The sequence below is a fragment of the Hymenobacter persicinus genome (assembly GCF_004167665.1).
GTDB lineage: Bacteria > Bacteroidota > Bacteroidia > Cytophagales > Hymenobacteraceae > Hymenobacter > Hymenobacter persicinus.
Map to the genome: position 1 here is coordinate 74,998 of NZ_SEWE01000012.1, position 15,708 is coordinate 90,705.

Here is a 15,708-nt window from a genome sequence, read left to right on the forward strand (position 1 = left end):
CGCCGGTTTTTGCGTTTAGCCGGAGCAGCGCATCGTTGCCTTACTCCGCCCGCATGAATCAGAACCAGCCCCATACGTTGCCCGCCGGTTATTTCGACGAGGTATACCGCGCCAACACCGACCCCTGGAATTTTGAAACCAGCGCCTACGAGCGGAAAAAGTACGCTACTACGGTAGCAGCCCTGCCTAGCCCAACGTACCAGCGCGGCTTCGAGGTGGGCTGCTCTTTGGGCGTGCTGACTGAACAATTGGCCCAGCGCTGCGCCCACTTGCTGGCCGTGGATATTGCCGAAGCTCCGCTGAAGCGCGCCCGGCAGCGCTGCGCCCATCTGCCCCAGGTCGAATTTCAGCAAATGAGCCTGCCCGCCGAGTTTCCCGTCGGCGCCACGTTCGATTTAATTGTGCTGTCGGAGGTGGGCTACTACTGGGCGCTGCCCGACCTGGAACGCACGGCCGAGTTGCTTCTGGCCGCACTGGAACCGGGCGGCCACCTGCTACTGGTGCACTGGACCCCGCCCGTGCACGACTACCCCCTCACCGGCGACGAAGTGCACGACTTCTTTTTACGCCAGGCCACCCCGGCCGGTCCTCTGGAGCACCTGGAGGGCCAGCGCCACGAAACGTACCGCCTGGATTTGCTGGCCCGGCGCTAACGGGCTACGGGCGTTGCTTCCTGGCAGGCCACCAGCAGGCGCAGCTCCCGGACCGCCTGGGTTAGGGCCATGGGGGGCCAGCGCCGCAGCCAGCCAGTACGCGTCTGCTCCTGCTGCACCCAATGCCAGAGCTGTCCAAACGTGAAAGCCCAGCGCAGGCGCTGATCCAGGTCAAAAGAGTCGATGCCAAGCTGGGCACCCACGGCCTGCACCGCGTCGGAAGGCAGCCTGAGCATGGGCAGGCTACTCTGGTTGGTTTGCCGCCAAAGCTCCCGCAGCTGCCGACGGGCCTGCCAGAGGGCCGCCAGCCGGGCGGGGCTTTCCACCACAGGCTCCTGCTGCTGCTCGTGCAGGGCAGCCCACTGCCGCAGCTGCCACGAAAGCCCCACCTCCACCCTGCCCTCGTGCCGGTCGGAGGTGAACACGCGCACGGCCGGACTGTGGCGTACCCGCAGGTCGTGCCGACACAGGGCCTGGTAAAGGGCCTCGTCTTCCAGATAAGCTACCACGGGCAGCCCCCCCACCCGCCGGTAGGCCGCCGCCGTGATGGCGAAGCTGGCCCCGAAGTGCTGGTGGTGGCGGGGCCACGGGTCGGCGGCATCCGGGTCGAGCAGGGCCTCGAGGCGGGCGCGTAGCAGCTGATAAGCCGTGTCGCGCAGTTGATAACTCCGGGTGGCCGCGCCCGGCGTGGCCGGCAGCGTCAGAATACGGCCGCCCAGGGCATCGGCGCGGTAAGTGAGCATTTCGGCCTGGGTAGCCGCCAGCCAGTCGGGGGCCGCGCAGGTGTCACCGTCGGTGCTCAGAATCAGCCCGGCGCCGGGGCAAACCAGCTCCAGGCGCCGGTAGGCCTCGTCCATGAGCAGGCGGCGGGCCTTGCCCACGTGGGCCTCGGCGGGCGGCAGCGTTATTTCGGCCACGTGCACCACCAGGTCTGGATGGGTCGCGGCAAACCGCCGGGCCACCGCGGCCGTGGCGTCTTGGCAATTGTTGGCCAGCACCAGTACTTCGTAGCTGCCGGGGCTCAGCGGCTGCCCCCGCAGGTCGGTTTGCGCCGCCAGAGCCGCCAGGGCCCGGGGCAGGCTGTCGGCTTCATCCTTCACCGGAATCACGACGGTAGCCCGCAACTCCAGTCGGGGTGCCGGATTGCTCCGCCAGGGTTCGGCTGAAACGGCGGCTGCCGTAGCTTCCTGAGCGGCGTGAAAGCGAAAAGGGGCAGCGTGTTCCATCAAAGGCGCTTACGCCGAATGGGCGCCCGGGGATGGTCAGGCGGCACTTTTTCCCGGCATATCCACCACTTTTCGCGAGAGTCGGCAGCTGAGTAGCCAACACAGATTTAGCGCTCAACAAGTTAGCCCACCCCACCAGCCAGCGGCCGGACCTCCGCCCGGGTTAAAACGCCTCGCCGATGCTGAAGTAAAGGCCTGAAGAGCCGCCGCGGCCCACGCCGTAGTCAAAGCGGATGTTGAGCCGGTCGCGGCGGTTGAACTGAAAGCGCACCCCGGCCCCACCCGTGGCCTTGAGGCTGTTTTGGCCCAGCTCCGACACCGTGCGGCCCACCTGGCCCAGGCCGCCAAAGAGTACGCCGTTGAAGCGCCCGATCAGCTTGCAGCGCAACTCGCCCTGCACGGCCAGCATCTGCCGGTCACGGTAGCGGCCGTCGTAGTAGCCGCGCAGGATTTTGTCGCCGCCCAGGTTGGCCAGCTCCCGAAACGGCACGCTGCCCACGTTGAACTGCCCGACCAGCTGCACAGCCAGAATGGTTTTGTTCTGCTGATCCAGGGGCTGGAAGTGGCGGGCATCGAGCAGGAAGCGGCTGAAGCGAAAGTCGCTGCCCAGGACGCCGCCGTTGAAAAAGCTGCTTACTTCTAAGTAATTGCCCCGAAAAGAGCTCAGGATATTGTCGCGGCCGTCGTACACCACCGAAGGCCCGAGGCCGGAGACGAACGTGCTTTGTTCGTACTCGCGGGCGGGGCGTCGCAGTAGCAGGCTGGGCCGCTGCTGGGGCGTGCCCTCGTCGATGTTTTCCTTGATCTGCACGTCGCGCAGGTAGGTGCCGCGGTATTGCAGGCCCACAAACAGGTTGCGGCGCACCTGCCGCAGCACCCGCTCGGCCACAATGAGCACCTTGTACTGAATCACCGACTTGTCGTCACGGCTGGTGCTGGGGCCGTAGCCGTAGTAGTTGATGGGAAACTTATAGTAGTTGCTGATTTCACTGGTCAGCAGAAACCGCTCCCCGGGCGTAAACACGTTGTGGGTCAGCTGCACCAGACTTTGGTTGCGCTGGGTGCGCCAGGCCAGCAGGCGGGCATTCGATTTGCGCGAGGCGGTATCGGTACCAAAGCGCCATACGGGCAATACTGCCAGGCCGTAGCCCAAGCCGGTTTCGGGCTGAGAAAACACGATGGGAAACGGAATAAAGCTGGGCTTGTCGCGCCGGCCGGCCGGGGCCACGGCAGCCCCCGTGGCCGGGTCGTCGGGGCCGGGCGGGCTGGTTTGGGCGTAAGCGGGGCAGGCCAGAAAAGCCGTCAGCAGGAGTAGCGGGTAGAGTTGACGCATAGGCAGCAGGAGCGGGAAAGTCGCGGCCGGATCAGGCGGCGGCGGCGGAAGATACAGGTTTGCCACCAACTCCGCCGGCCGGGCTCACCAGCGGCAGCCCGGCAGCAACTCCGGCGCGGCTTCAGCCCAAAAAAAGCCCTTCCGACGCATCGAAAGGGCTTTTCTGATTACCTGCGTTCCGCTTTAGAAGGCTTCGCCGACGGCGAAGATGATACCCGAGTTGCCGCCCGAGCCCACGCCGTAGTCGAGACGGATGTTGAGCCGGTCGCGGCGGTTGAAGCGGAAGCGGCCACCGAAGCCGGCCGCCACTTTCGTGTCTTTGAACTTGTAGTCGGAAAGGTTGTAGCCCACCTGGCCCAGGGCGCCGAACACGGCCCCATCGATGCGCCAGAACAGCTTCTGCCGGATTTCGGCCTGCACGGTGGTAAACTGCCGGTTGCGGAAGCGCGCCTCGTAGATGCCGCGCATCAGGTAGGCGTTGTTGTAAGCGGCCCCGCCGAGCGTGGCGCCCATGCCGCCCAGCTCCCGAAACGGCACATTACCGGAATGGTACTGGCCCATGAACTGCGCCGCGAAAATGGTGTTGTTCGAGCCAAACAACGGGTTGAAGTGGCGGGCGTCGAGCTGGTAGCGGGTAAACTTGTAGTCGCTGCCCAGGCCCGAGCCATTGAAGAGCACGTGCGCATCCACGAAGTTGCCGGTGTAGGTGGCCAGCTGGTTGTCGCGGCCGTCGTAGAGCAGGGCCGGGCCCACGCCGGAGCTGATGCCGCCGTCGCGCTGGTCCTGGGGCAGCCGGTAGTACACGTTGTCGGGGTTGCCGGCCTCGCCGCCGTCCTTGAGCTTGACCTTACCCAGGCTCGTGAGCCGGTAGCGTAGCCCCACAAACAGGTCAGGCGCCACGATTTTGAGCACTTTTTCGTCGAACACAACCAGCGGATACTGAATCGTAACCTCGTCGCGCTTGACGGTATTGTTGCCGATGCCGTAGTAGTTGAAGGCCAGATCGTAGTAGCTCAGCTCCCCGGAAAGGAAGAATTTCTCCTCCGGCGTGTAGATGTTGTGGGTGAGCTGCACCGTCGTCTGCTTTTTCTGCGAAATCCAGCTGATCAGGCGGGCATTCGATTTGCGTACGGTGGTGTCGGTGCCGAAGCGCCACACGGGCAGAATAGCAATGCCGCCGGCAAAACCGGTTTCCTGCTGGTAAAAGGCAATGGGCACCGGAATGAAGTTGGGCTTCTTGTCCCGGCGGCCGTCATCATCGTCGGCCGCGGCCCGGCCGGGGATGGTGGGGGCGGGCACCGAAGTCGGGGCCGCGTCGGGGGTGGCAGGAACGGACTGGGCACGGGCCACGGAGGTCAGCAGACCGGCGGCCAGCAGGGGGTACATGAAGCGCATAGAAGGGAGGTTGGGCAGGAAATACGGCTCGCCGCCCAGCGGACCCACGGTCCGGCCATTGCGGCGGCGATATATGCTAACGCAACCGTTGGGCTTACGGTTTTAGCCCACTCCCACCAACGTCATCGACAGCACCCCGGCCAGCATGATCCACTTGCACCAGGCGCTGAGGCGGGCAAAGTCGCGGCGGCGGTCGGCGCGGGCCAGCTGCCGCCCTAGCCCCAGCAGCGGGCCCACCACGGTCAGCAGCAACCAGCCACTGAGCAGCCAGTGCTGCTGCTGCCCGGCCCGCACGGCCGCCCCGATGACGAACCCGAGCAGCCCCAGCAGAAAAAACGCGGCCACCCACTTCGTCCGGGCCACGCCCCACACGATGGGCAACGTGCGACAGTCGTGCTCCGCGTCGCCGCGCATATCCTCCACGTCTTTCACGATTTCGCGCACCACGGTCAGCAGAAAGGCCGCCAGCGCGTAGCCCCACACGGTGGGCTGGCCGGTGCGCAGCTGCAGTTCGGGCAGCAATACCAGCGCGGCCGTGAGCGTGGCAATGCTCAAGTTGCCGACCAGCGCCAGGCGCTTGAACCGGGCCGAGTACCCCCACAGCAGCAGAGCCGAGCCCAGATTGACCAGCCCCAGCAGCGGCGACAATGCCCCGGCAATGAGCACGCCCAGGCCCGAAAGCAGCAGGTGGGCCAGCATAGCCCGGCGGCGGTTGACCACCCGCCCCACCACCAGCCGGGTGGGCCGGTTGATGGCGTCAATCTTGACGTCGTAGTAGTCGTTGATAACGTAGCCGGCCGCCGCAATGCTCAGCGCCGCCAGCGCCAGCAGCGCAAACCGTCCGCTGACCAGCGCCGAATCGAGCAGGCAGGCCCGCACCAGAGCCAGGCTCAGGGCCATGATGAGCAGGTTGGGCAGGCGCACGAGTTGCATCAGGGCCGCCAGCCGGCCCGGTTCGGCAGGCGGACCGGGCGCAGGGGCAGCGGCGGAAGAGGCGGCAGGCAGCATGATGACTCGAAAAGGCGGGCACAAAGATGGGCAGTCCGGGGCTGGCAAGCACCCCACCCCGGCAAAAAGAAAGCCCCTCCAGGCGGAGAGGCTTTCTGACAAGCTATAATAACCTGGGTAGGAAAACCTACACTTTCTTCACGTTAACTGCATTCACGCCCTTGCGGCCTTCCTGCGTTTCAAACTCCACGCGGTCATTTTGTTGGATCTGGCCCCCGTTAAGGCCGGTAACGTGCACGAAGAAGTCTTCCTTCGTCGTGTCATCAGTAATGAAGCCGTAGCCCTTCGACTCATTAAAGAATTTTACGGTTCCTGTTTTCATGAAAAGAAAAAAAAGAATGAATGGATGATTGGGTAAATATAAAGGGATTTTAGAAAACCACAATCCGGTTTTGCCCCCACCCGACCGGTCAAAACGGTGAAGCAGCGGCGGTTATCTGCGCCGCCCCTACCAAGTTTGCTGGAGCTTCATGACGGCCTCAATCAGCTCGCGCACCGCCCCGCGGCCGCCGGGTAGGGTCGCCACGTAGTTGCTGATTTGGTGCACGTCGGCGGCAGCATCGGCGGGGCAGGCCGCCACGGCGCAGCGCCGCATCACCTCAATGTCGGGCATGTCGTCGCCCATGTAGGCAATGTGGGCCGGGTCGAGGCGGTAGGTGTTGATGTAATTGTTGAAGATCTTCATTTTGTCGTCGACGCCCAAAAAGATGTCGTGCACGTCGAGCGACTCCAGGCGCTTGCGCACCCCTTCCTCTTCCCGGCCCGAGATGACCACGATGCGGTAGCCGCGCCGCAGCGCGTGCCGGATGGCGTAGCCGTCGCGGATGTGGAAAGCCCGGGCCTGCTCCCCGGAGTTGAAAGCCAGCAGCGTGCCGTCGGTCAGCACCCCGTCAACGTCCAGAACGAAGGCTTTGATAACGGATAAGTCGGGGGCCATAGCGGGTGAACTCATAACGGGCAAAGGGAAACAGAAAAGGCGGGCGCCGGGCTGCGCCGACAGGAAAAAACGCCGCCCCGAAATGAAGTCCGGGCGGCGCCAACAGGTTTACTTACAAAGCAGCGTGCCGACGGAAAGCCGACCAGCGGGCGCGGCTTATTTCTGGTTGTCGCGCCACTCGTACACCCACTTAGCCTGGATCTGCTCCAGGTGGCCTTCGTTGGACTGCTCCCGGGTGCCGGCGAAGTTGGGCAGACTCATAATCCAGTCCAGCAATTCGGTGAAGCGGATACGGTAGATTTTGGCCTCGCCAAATTCGTCACCAAACTTCTCGTAGAGAGCCATGGCAATGTCTTCATGATCATTCCACTGGATCGGGGGCTCGAAATGGGCCATATTTTTTCGGTTCAGAGTTGAGCATTACCCGTTGCAGGTTGGCGGTTGGGCAGTCGAAGTGGACTGGCAACCGGCCCCTCGGAACGGGCAACGGAAAGGTTAGTGCCCCAGAAACTCCTGGGGAGGAATCATAATGACCAGGTCTTCGCTGCCGCCCTGCACCACGCATTGGCAACCCAGGCGGGAGTTGATGCGCGGATTCACGGCCCGGTCGATGAAGTCTTCCTCTTTGTCGCTGATTTCGGGCAGATCATTCTCGCCCTGCATCACATAGACGTGGCAGGTGCTGCAGCCGCAGACGCCGCCGCAGTTGTGCTGCAGCTGGATGCCATTGTTGAGCGCGACGTCCAGTACCGACTCGCCCTGCGCCGCAACGTGCGTCTGCTCGGGCTGGCCGTCCTGGAATTTAAAGGTGATGTTAACGACTTTCACAATGGAGGTGCTTGGGAAGGCAAAATGCGGGCACGAAGGTACGCACCCCGGTTTCCGAATCAAAGCTGCGAAGGCTCCCCGTTGTTTGCCCCCGCCCCCGGATTTTGCGCCTGGATACTAGCCGTCAACTCATTATATACCGTCAGCCACCCCGGGTGCGGGGCCAGCGCCGCCCGGTGAAAGTCAAGCGTAGCCGAGTCGTGGCGCACGGCGGGGCCGGTCTGCACGCCGAAGGGCGGGTGGTGCAGAGCTTTTTCCACCGTTTCCCGAATCAGCGGGTGCAGCAGCTCAAAGGGTACGCGAGCCTGCTGGGTCAGGGCGTGGCTGATGCCCAGCAGGTGATTAGTGAAGTTGCTGGCAAAAACGGCCGCCACGTGCAGCGCCTGTCGCTGGGGCGTGGCTACCGTAAACACCGTTTTGCTCAGGCTGCGGGCCAGCGCCAGCAGCGTTGCCTCATCGGTGGCCGCACCCGCCTCCACGCACAGCGGCACCGTCGTCCAGTCGATGGCACGGCCGGGGCTGAAGGTTTGCAGCGGGTAAAACACCCCGCCCCGCAGATTAGCAAAGCCATCGAATACGCTCAGCGGCAGCGCCCCGGCCGTGTGCACGACCAGCGCCCCGGCGGGCAGCGCGGCCGCAGCCAGCACCGCCGCTACGGCTGCGTCGGGCACGGCTACGATGTACAGGTCGACGGGCGGTAAGAGCTTCAGGTCGGGGCCGGTAGCGGCCACGGCGCCGGGAATCTGGTCAGCCAGGGTGGCGGCGCCGGCCGGAGTCCGGTTCCAGACCCAGGCCACGTGGTGCCCCGCCCGCCAGAGGGCCGGGCCGAGGTGGGAGGCAACCCGACCCGCTCCCAGCAGCCCGATGCGCAGCGAGGAAGAATCTGCGGCCATAAATAATAAGGACTAAAGAGAGGATGAAAGGTACTAGGTCGAGATAGAAGTTACCTCAACAAGGTTTTTTTTTCCGGGAAATTTAGCACCTTGTACTCGCGAAGCCTTGGTAAGAAATCAGGATTATTGGCTTCCGCAGTTTCCCTCCGTTTTTCAACGTTTTTCATTCCACCTTTTTTCATCACAACACCCTTACTTTATGACAAACTCGTACACTACGGGTCGTTCGGCACAACGCTGGCGGCAACTGGCCCTGGCAGCCCTGCTGGCTACCGGAGCCACGGCAGCCCAGGCCCAAACGCTGAACTACGGCCTCGGCGGCGCTCAAAACCTGGCGGGCACGTACACCGACCTCGGCACGACGGGTACCGTTATTGCCACCCCAAACAACGACGACGCCAACTCGGCTGCCACGCCCATTGGCTTCTCGTTCAGCTTCAACGGCACGGCTTTCACCGACTTCGTGCTTAACACCAACGGCTATCTGAAGCTGGGCACGGTAGCTCCGGTAGCGCCGTACTTCTCGGCTGGCCCGCAGGATTTCACCGCTGGCCCTATCCAGGCTGCCGGTCAGAACAACCTGCTGCTGCCCTTCAACGTGGACCTCACCGACGCTACGGCTGCTCCAGCTGAGTTCCGCACCATCACCACGGGTACGGCTCCGAACCGGGTCTGCACTATCCAGTGGAAGAACGTGAAGGACAAAGCCAACACCATTGGCACCCAGTACGACGCCTTCGCCTTCCAGGTGAAGCTCTACGAAACCACCAACCGCGTGGAGTTCGTCTACAACACCGGCGCAGCTGGTGCTGGTCCGGACGCCTTCAAATACGTAAACGTAGGCATTAAGGGCTCGGGCAGCGGCGCTGGCCAGCTCGTGCTGTGGACCAAAGGCTCCACCGGTGCCTGGTCGACGGCTACCCCGCTGGCAGGTGACTACACCACCGGCGTAGGCAACGCCCACAACATCCGCAGCACCGTGCGCCCCGATGCCGGCCGCACGTACCGCTTCTCGCCTGCTGCCAACAACGATGCTGCCGTTCAGGCCATCTACACCCTGGGCAAACTGCCCATTCCAATTGCCGTACCGCACACCATCCAGGCGGTTATCCGGAACGTGGGCTTGAACGCCCTGACCAACGTGGGCGTGACGGCCACCACGCCCGCACCTAACGCCTACTCCAGCACCAAGACCATTGCTTCGCTGGCTGTAGGTGCTTCGGCCACCGTTACCTTCGACCCCTATACGCCTACCACGGCGACCTCGCAGGCCGTAACGGTAACCCTGGCCGGCGACGATAACACCCTCAACAACGTCAGCACGTATCAGCAGCTGGTCAACACGACCACGTTTGCCTACGCTCAGCCAGGCGTAGCTCCGGCTTCGGCCACGAGCGGCATTGGCTTCAACACCGGCTCCGGCATTCTGGCCGTGCGCTACAACACCAACGCTCCGCGCACCGCTACGGGCGTAACCGTACGTCTGGAAGATGCTAACAGCGTAGGCCGCACCGTTTACGGCGTGGTAACCGACGCTGCCGGCACCATCATCGGCCAGTCGGCCAACTACGTGGTAACCACCGCTGACCTGAACACGGACCACGTCTTCAACTTCACCACCCCGGCTGCCATTGCCGCTGGTGACTTCTACGTGGGTCTGGCTCAGACGGCCAACGCTACGGGCTACTTCCCAGTAGGCTACCAGACCGAAAACCCAAGCCGTCCGCTGGCTACCTACAGCATTCCGCTGGCTGGTGGCGCTCCGGTCGACCAAGTTGCCGGCAACCTGGGCACGCTGATGATTGAGGCCATCACGGCCGCTCCTGCCAGCTGCACGCCTCCAACGGCCGTGACCGTAACCGGCACGACTGCCAACTCGGCTACCATCACCTTCACGGGCCCAAGCAACGCAACCAACTACACCGTTATCTACGGGGCTACGGGCTTCAACCCTGCTACGGGCGGCACGTCGGTAACGGCTACCAGCTCGCCGTTCACCATCACCGGCCTGAACTCGTCGACGACCTACCAGTTCTACATCCGCACCAACTGCGTGGCTCCTGATCAGAGCACCCTGGTTGGTCCGTTCAGCTTCTCGACGTCTTGCGTAGCGCCAATCATCACGGCCTTCCCGTACACGGAGAGCTTCGACGGCGTAGCTGCCGGGGCCCTGCCCTGCGGCATTACGGTTCTGGACGTCAACAACGACGCCAAGACCTGGCAGGTAGTAGCCAGCAACCCAGCTTCGGGTGCTAACTCGATGCGCTACTCCTACAACGCCGCCAGCGCCGCTGACGACTGGTTCTTCACCCCGGCCTTGTTCCTGCGCGCCGGCAGCCGCTACCAGCTGCAGTTCAAGTACCGCGCCTTCGGCTTCCCCGAGAAGCTGGAAGTGAAGCACGGTGCTACCGCTACGCCAGCCGGCATGACCACGACCATCTTCCAGAACGCCAACATCACCAGCAGCACTTACGCTACGACGGTGGCTGGTACCGGTGCTGGTCAGGTTAACGCCATCACGCCTACGGCCAACGGCAACGTGTTCATTGGTTTCCACGCCTACAGCGACGCCGACCAGTTCAACCTCTACGTTGACGACATCAGCATTGCTCAGGTAACCGGCACGTCGGCTGCTCTGGACCGCGCCATCAGCGTGTTCCCGAACCCATCGACGGGCGTAGTAACCCTGGAAATCCGCGGCGCTAACGCCAAAGGTGCCATGCAGGTGGAAGTAATCAACGCCCTGGGTCAGCGCGTTCACTCGGAAATGGTTAGCGACAACGCTCCCAACAAGATGGACCTCTCGAACCTGGCCGCTGGTCTGTACACGCTGAAAGTGAAGTCGGGCAACGACTTCTCGATCCGTCAGCTGGTGATTCAGAAGTAATTTCTGAACTCCTCCGCACTGAAAAGGGCAGCCACTTGGCTGCCCTTTTTTTGTGCCCTTTAAAGAAAACAGCCCGACCCTGATCAATGCTGGTAATAGCGTATTTAACCCCACCGCGCGGCTCAGAAGCGCGAGGCCGCAGCTTCGAGGTGAAGTCTCGCGCCGAAAAGGTGCAAGGTCGCGGCTAACGGGGCAGCAGCTGAAGGATCTAAAGCCGCGGCTACAAGGTGCAAGGTTGCGGCTACAAGGTGCGGGGTCGCAGCTAGGCGCCGCGACTCTGCCACTTGGAGCTGTAGTTGGCCACTGTTGAGCAGCAAAATGCCCGAACCAGGCTGGTTCGGGCTTTTTTTGAAGAGCGCCTCAGGCAAGCTTAGGCAATCGGCGCGGGTTGGCGGCTGACTCTCGGCTTTTTCACAACCGGAGTGGCGGCCTGGGGGGCGCGCCTCGCCTCGCGGCGGTGCTTGGCAATGGCCATACCGAAGCCCAGCGCCATGAGCAGCGTGCCGCTCCAAAGCAGGTTGATAAATGGCTTCTCGGTGGCCTTCAGGATGATGTAGTCCTTCTGGGTGGTGCTCACGCCGAAGGTAAACTTCTTGTTCGTGGGGTCCACGTTGACGAAGCTCAGGCGCAGGCCCAGGTCCTCCACCTCATCCGGCACGCGGCCGATGAGGCGGTTGCGGACCACGAACACGGGGTGCACGTGGTACTGCTTTTTCTCCCCCGATACCACAAAGTCGGCTTGGATGGCAATGTCACCTTTGGTCAGGCCCAGGCCGGCCGTTTCGTGGGCGGGCTCCACGTTGCGGAACACGGCGAAGTAGTCATTCAGGTAAATCGTGTCGCCGACGCTGAGCACGTGCTCCTTGACCTCACTCCAGTCTTTTTCCTTGCTCGGGTCGGGCACGGAGCTGATGTGGGAGTAGATATCATGGCCCAGGAACTTCTTGATGTCGGGGGAAGCCAGCAGGCCGCCCATTTCCTCGTTGACCTGGGCCCGCGGGTAGAGCGTGAAGGCTTCCCCGGACTTGCGGTCCTTGTACTCGACGCGGTAATAGGTGTTTTCGGGCAGAATTTCGACCGTGTCGCCGGCCTTGTAGTAGAGCTTGTCGCCGAACTTGATGTCGGAGCGGGCCAGGGCTTTGTACTCGTCGTCGGTGCGGAAGAGAACTTCTTTGTTGACGTACTCGGGTACGCCGGGCACGTCGAAGTACTGGCCGGTGTAGCTGATGTCGTAGCCGTCCATGGGCGCCATTTCGTTGCGCCAGAGCAGCACGTTGTCCCGGTTCAGCTCCTCGGTGAACTCCTTGGAGTAGACCATGCCCGACACGTTCTTGGAAATGATGTTGGAATAGCCGGCCGAGGCCAGAATACCAAGCAGCATCAGGGCAATGCCGACGTGGGCCACCGCCCCGCCCGAGAGAGCCACGCGGCGCTTGAGCAGGGTGAAGATCATGCCCAGGTTAGCCAGCACCCCAAACAAGGCCGTGGTGAGCAGGGCAATGTAGGCCGGGCTCATGGTGAGCTTGTTATAGCGCACAAGCAGAATCACGAGGGCCGCGCCGAGCAAGGTCAGGATGCCGGGCACGGTGAGCGAGTTGGTCAGGGTTTCCTTGTCGTTGCGCTGCCACCACATGATTTGGGCCAGGCCCGAGAGGAAAGCCACGAACACGCCCATCCACAGCTGGATTTTGGTGTAGTGGGCAATCTGGTCGGCGGGCAACGCCAGGTTCGACTTGATGCCGATAAAGCCCAAGAAAGCGTTGTAGACCGGAATGCTGGTCGTGAACAATACCTGGAACGCGCCCAGGCAGAGCACCGTGGCGCCGATAAACACCCACAGCTCGGGGCTGTAGGTCGTCAGCTCCTTTTCCGACACCGGAATGTCCTTCCAGCGGCTCACCAGCAGCCCAATGGCCAGCACCACGAAGGCGCCGAGGTAAATCAGCAGCTGACCCGACAAGCCCAGGTCGGTGAAGGAGTGTACGGAGGCGTTGCCCAGCACGCCCGAGCGGGTGAGGAAGGTAGCGTAGAGAATGAGCAGGAAGGTGGCAATGACCAGCACGAAAGAAGTGCGCAAAGCCGTGCGGCTGCGCTGCCACAGCACCAGGCCGTGCACCGAGGCCACCAGCACCAGCCAGGGACTGTACACTGCGTTTTCGACCGGGTCCCAGTTCCAGTAGCCGCCGAAGTTCAGCGTTTCGTAGGCCCAGTAAGCACCCATTACAATGCCCACGCCCAGGATGAGGCCGCCGAACAAGGACCAGGGCAAGGCCGGCTTCACCCAGGTCGTCAGTTCCCGCTTCCAGAGGCCGGCAATGGCGAAGGCGAAGGGCACCAGCGTGAGGGCAAAGCCCAGGAACAGCGTGGGCGGGTGAATTACCATCCAGTAGTTCTGCAGCAGGGCGTTCAGGCCGGTGCCGTCCTTGGGCACGAAGTTGGGGTTGAGCTTGAAGACGGGCAGATCCGTGAGAAAGTCGCGCAGCAGGATAAACGGCGAGGATCCAATCTTCACGTTGAAGATGACCACGCCCAGAATCATCGAGGTCAGAAACAGCTGCACGAAGGAAAACACGGCCATAACCGGGGCTTCCCACTTGCGGTTGAAGCGCATGATGGCCAGGCCAATGACCACGTGCCAGAAGATCCAGAGCAGGAAGGAACCCTCCTGCCCTTCCCAGAAGCAGGAAATCATGTAATGCACCGGCAGGTGGTTGCTGGAGTGGCTCCAGGCGTAGTAGTACTCGTACCGGTGCTCGTAGATGATGTTGAACAGGCACAGGATGATGGCCACCACGGCCGCCGAGTGCACGAAAAACGCCCCCCGGGCCAGCCGCAGCCAGCCGGCGTCGGTGTCGCCCAGGGCCCGGCCCTTGCTGGCCATGAAGTAGGAGTACGCCGCCACCGTGGCCGCCACGAAGGCCAGAATGACACTCAGGTGCCCGGCGTCGCCGATGAAAGTGTTGAGCATGTTGTCAGAATTATGAATTCTGAATTCTGAATTATGGATTGCAAACCGGCCGGCGCAAGCCCGACCAATTCAGAATGCATAACTCAGAATTCATAATTACCGCGAAGCGGTAGCGCCCTTGATGTCCTTCTCCACGTACTTGGAAGGGCACTTGAGCAGAATCTTGTCGGCCACGAACACGTCGTTGCGCATGGCCCCGGTGATGACCACCTGCTCCGACTTGTCGAAGTCCTGGGGCTTGGGGTTGAAGAAGATGACGCGCTGGGCAATACGGTTGGTGTCGACCAGCGTAAAGGCGAAGTAGTTGGGGTCCAGGGTCGGGTTGTACTCCAGGCCCATGATGTTTTTCTGCCCGTCGCGGGGCAGGCGGCCCACCACGTGCACCTTGGTCAGGTTGCCCTCGGCGGCCCGCTCCCGGGCTTCGCGGAACGAGACGTACACGCTGGCGTCGCCCACCGTACTCATGATGATGCCGATGGCTACGGCAATGACGGCAATGGCAAGAATGTGTGATTTTTTCATGATGCTTCCACGGCACCGCTCCACCTCGGGCGGCTTTGTTGAACAACCAATTAGCCCCGAAAAATCCGTCGGGCCGGAGACATTTTGCAATTAACTGCGCTGGGTGCAAACCGGCCATGAGAATAATCAGGTGGCCGGCAGCAGTTGCGCCCTAGTCTTTCAGTTCCCGCTCGAGGCGGCTCACTTTCCGGTCCAGGGACACGAGCAATGCCAGCAGGCCGGCCAGCACCACCGTGATGACGGCCACGACCACGTAGATCTTGCCGTCGTGGCGCAGAGCGTCGGCCATTTCGGGCGTGTCGGCGGCCGACTGGGCGGCGGCGTGCACAACGGGCAGCAGCAGGGCCAGGAGCAGCAAAAAGGCCGGACGGAGCTTAGACAAGCTGTTTCTCATATACTTTTTGTTTGAGCAAGGCAATGCGGCTGGCCACCTGCGCCAGCCAGAAGGCCAGCAGGGTCCAGCCAATCACGGCGGGGTAAAACACGAGCCGCATGTCGTTGTCGAGGTCGTAGCGGGCGAAGGCCGGGTTGCCGCCCGCGCCGGGGTGGAGCGAGTCGGTCAGCCGGGGCAGGATGTAGAACAGCGGCATGGCCGTGGCGAAGGCGAAGATGTTGTAGATGGCCGACACCCGGGCCCGCTGCTGCTCGTCGGTGAAGGAGGAGCGCAACACCAAGTAAGCCCCGTAGATGAGCATGGCAATGGCCGCGCCGTTGAGCTTGGGGTCGTTGGTCCACCACGTGCCCCAGGTGTATTTGGCCCAGATGCTGCCCGTGGCCAAACCCACGCAGCCCATCAGAATGCCGGTGCGGGCCGCCTCGTGGGAGCGGATATCGAGCTCCACGGAAGGGTTGCGCAGGTAGCGGACGGAGTACACCACTGAGGCCACCAGGATGAAGGTCATGCCGAACCACATCGGCACGTGGAAATACAGGTTGCGGATGGTTTCATTGAGAATGGCCAGCCGCGGTACCGGCATCAGCAGCCCCGCCACCGCCACGTAGAGCAGCAGCACGACCGTCAGCGCCTTCCACCAGTTTTTTTTCATCGGGTACAACTT

At 62.6% G+C, this 15,708-nt stretch carries 15 protein-coding genes; 2 read left to right on the forward strand and 13 right to left on the reverse strand.

Going from position 1 to position 15,708, the window contains the following annotated elements; genetic code table 11:
• The first annotated feature begins 53 nt into the window (after positions 1-53).
• Positions 54-653, forward strand: a complete 600-nt coding sequence (locus EWM57_RS07985) for a class I SAM-dependent DNA methyltransferase (RefSeq protein WP_129920610.1) — start codon at positions 54-56, stop codon at positions 651-653.
• Here the strand turns inward: EWM57_RS07985 and EWM57_RS07990 are convergent.
• The 9 genes from EWM57_RS07990 to EWM57_RS08030 form a co-directional block, all read right to left on the reverse strand.
• Positions 650-1,879: a glycosyltransferase gene (locus tag EWM57_RS07990; RefSeq protein WP_129920611.1), complete on the reverse strand. Its 1,230-nt coding sequence runs from the start codon at positions 1,877-1,879 to the stop codon at positions 650-652. The genes EWM57_RS07985 and EWM57_RS07990 overlap by 4 nt on opposite strands.
• 163 nt (positions 1,880-2,042) lie before the next feature.
• Positions 2,043-3,212 carry a BamA/TamA family outer membrane protein gene (locus tag EWM57_RS07995; RefSeq protein WP_129920612.1) on the reverse strand — a complete coding sequence of 390 codons (1,170 nt, stop codon included), beginning with the start codon at positions 3,210-3,212 and terminating at the stop codon, positions 2,043-2,045.
• A gap of 183 nt (positions 3,213-3,395) precedes the next feature.
• Positions 3,396-4,607, reverse strand: coding sequence for a BamA/TamA family outer membrane protein (locus EWM57_RS08000; protein ID WP_129920613.1), 1,212 nt, complete (start codon positions 4,605-4,607; stop codon positions 3,396-3,398).
• Positions 4,608-4,709: 102 nt separating this feature from the next.
• Entirely contained in the window at positions 4,710-5,615 is a 906-nt protein-coding gene (locus EWM57_RS08005; RefSeq protein WP_129920614.1) for a geranylgeranylglycerol-phosphate geranylgeranyltransferase, read from the reverse strand.
• 127 nt (positions 5,616-5,742) lie between these two features.
• On the reverse strand, positions 5,743-5,937 hold the full coding sequence (locus EWM57_RS08010; RefSeq protein WP_073112714.1) for a cold-shock protein: 195 nt from the start codon (positions 5,935-5,937) through the stop codon (positions 5,743-5,745).
• Between the two features lie 126 nt (positions 5,938-6,063).
• The gene (locus EWM57_RS08015) at positions 6,064-6,567 is read right to left on the reverse strand and encodes a KdsC family phosphatase (protein WP_129920615.1); all 504 of its coding nucleotides are present in this window, start codon (positions 6,565-6,567) and stop codon (positions 6,064-6,066) included.
• Between the two features lie 141 nt (positions 6,568-6,708).
• Positions 6,709-6,948 carry a Fe-S cluster assembly protein IscX gene (gene iscX, locus EWM57_RS08020; protein ID WP_129920616.1) on the reverse strand — a complete coding sequence of 80 codons (240 nt, stop codon included), beginning with the start codon at positions 6,946-6,948 and terminating at the stop codon, positions 6,709-6,711.
• A 99-nt stretch (positions 6,949-7,047) separates the two neighbouring features.
• Positions 7,048-7,380, reverse strand: a complete 333-nt coding sequence (locus EWM57_RS08025; RefSeq protein ID WP_129920617.1) for a 2Fe-2S iron-sulfur cluster-binding protein — start codon at positions 7,378-7,380, stop codon at positions 7,048-7,050.
• Between the two features lie 59 nt (positions 7,381-7,439).
• Positions 7,440-8,273 (reverse strand): Rossmann-like and DUF2520 domain-containing protein, encoded by an 834-nt coding sequence (locus EWM57_RS08030; protein WP_129920618.1) that lies wholly within the window; start codon positions 8,271-8,273, stop codon positions 7,440-7,442.
• 199 nt (positions 8,274-8,472) lie between these two features.
• On the opposite strand from EWM57_RS08030, the gene EWM57_RS08035 reads away from it, so the two are divergent.
• Positions 8,473-11,160 carry a T9SS-dependent choice-of-anchor J family protein gene (locus EWM57_RS08035; protein ID WP_129920619.1) on the forward strand — a complete coding sequence of 896 codons (2,688 nt, stop codon included), beginning with the start codon at positions 8,473-8,475 and terminating at the stop codon, positions 11,158-11,160.
• 370 nt (positions 11,161-11,530) lie between these two features.
• Here the strand turns inward: EWM57_RS08035 and ccsA are convergent, their stop codons facing one another.
• The 4 genes from ccsA to EWM57_RS08055 form a co-directional block, all read right to left on the reverse strand.
• A complete protein-coding gene (ccsA, locus tag EWM57_RS08040) occupies positions 11,531-14,128 on the reverse strand; it encodes a cytochrome c biogenesis protein CcsA (RefSeq protein WP_129920620.1) in 2,598 nt (865 codons plus the stop codon).
• A gap of 96 nt (positions 14,129-14,224) precedes the next feature.
• On the reverse strand, positions 14,225-14,650 hold the full coding sequence (locus EWM57_RS08045; RefSeq protein ID WP_129920621.1) for a cytochrome c maturation protein CcmE domain-containing protein: 426 nt from the start codon (positions 14,648-14,650) through the stop codon (positions 14,225-14,227).
• A 151-nt stretch (positions 14,651-14,801) separates the two neighbouring features.
• Positions 14,802-15,032, reverse strand: coding sequence for a CcmD family protein (locus EWM57_RS08050; RefSeq protein ID WP_317128168.1), 231 nt, complete (start codon positions 15,030-15,032; stop codon positions 14,802-14,804).
• Positions 15,025-15,696: a cytochrome c biogenesis protein gene (locus EWM57_RS08055; RefSeq protein ID WP_129920623.1), complete on the reverse strand. Its 672-nt coding sequence runs from the start codon at positions 15,694-15,696 to the stop codon at positions 15,025-15,027. Before EWM57_RS08055 ends, EWM57_RS08050 begins: the two co-directional genes overlap by 8 nt.
• Positions 15,697-15,708: the final 12 nt, after the last annotated feature.

What these genes read in the sequence shown, in the direction of transcription:
- ccsA (WP_129920620.1), bottom strand. Translation starts at nt 14,128, where the DNA reads ATGCTCAACACTTTCATCGGCGACGCCGGGCACCTGAGTGTCATTCTG.
- EWM57_RS08015 (WP_129920615.1), bottom strand. Translation starts at nt 6,567, where the DNA reads ATGAGTTCACCCGCTATGGCCCCCGACTTATCCGTTATCAAAGCCTTC.
- EWM57_RS08010 (WP_073112714.1), bottom strand. Translation starts at nt 5,937, where the DNA reads ATGAAAACAGGAACCGTAAAATTCTTTAATGAGTCGAAGGGCTACGGC.
- EWM57_RS07985 (WP_129920610.1), top strand. Translation starts at nt 54, where the DNA reads ATGAATCAGAACCAGCCCCATACGTTGCCCGCCGGTTATTTCGACGAG.
- EWM57_RS08045 (WP_129920621.1), bottom strand. Translation starts at nt 14,650, where the DNA reads ATGAAAAAATCACACATTCTTGCCATTGCCGTCATTGCCGTAGCCATC.
- iscX (WP_129920616.1), bottom strand. Translation starts at nt 6,948, where the DNA reads ATGGCCCATTTCGAGCCCCCGATCCAGTGGAATGATCATGAAGACATT.
- EWM57_RS08055 (WP_129920623.1), bottom strand. Translation starts at nt 15,696, where the DNA reads ATGAAAAAAAACTGGTGGAAGGCGCTGACGGTCGTGCTGCTGCTCTAC.
- EWM57_RS07995 (WP_129920612.1), bottom strand. Translation starts at nt 3,212, where the DNA reads ATGCGTCAACTCTACCCGCTACTCCTGCTGACGGCTTTTCTGGCCTGC.
- EWM57_RS08005 (WP_129920614.1), bottom strand. Translation starts at nt 5,615, where the DNA reads ATGCTGCCTGCCGCCTCTTCCGCCGCTGCCCCTGCGCCCGGTCCGCCT.
- EWM57_RS07990 (WP_129920611.1), bottom strand. Translation starts at nt 1,879, where the DNA reads ATGGAACACGCTGCCCCTTTTCGCTTTCACGCCGCTCAGGAAGCTACG.
- EWM57_RS08035 (WP_129920619.1), top strand. Translation starts at nt 8,473, where the DNA reads ATGACAAACTCGTACACTACGGGTCGTTCGGCACAACGCTGGCGGCAA.
- EWM57_RS08030 (WP_129920618.1), bottom strand. Translation starts at nt 8,273, where the DNA reads ATGGCCGCAGATTCTTCCTCGCTGCGCATCGGGCTGCTGGGAGCGGGT.
- EWM57_RS08000 (WP_129920613.1), bottom strand. Translation starts at nt 4,607, where the DNA reads ATGCGCTTCATGTACCCCCTGCTGGCCGCCGGTCTGCTGACCTCCGTG.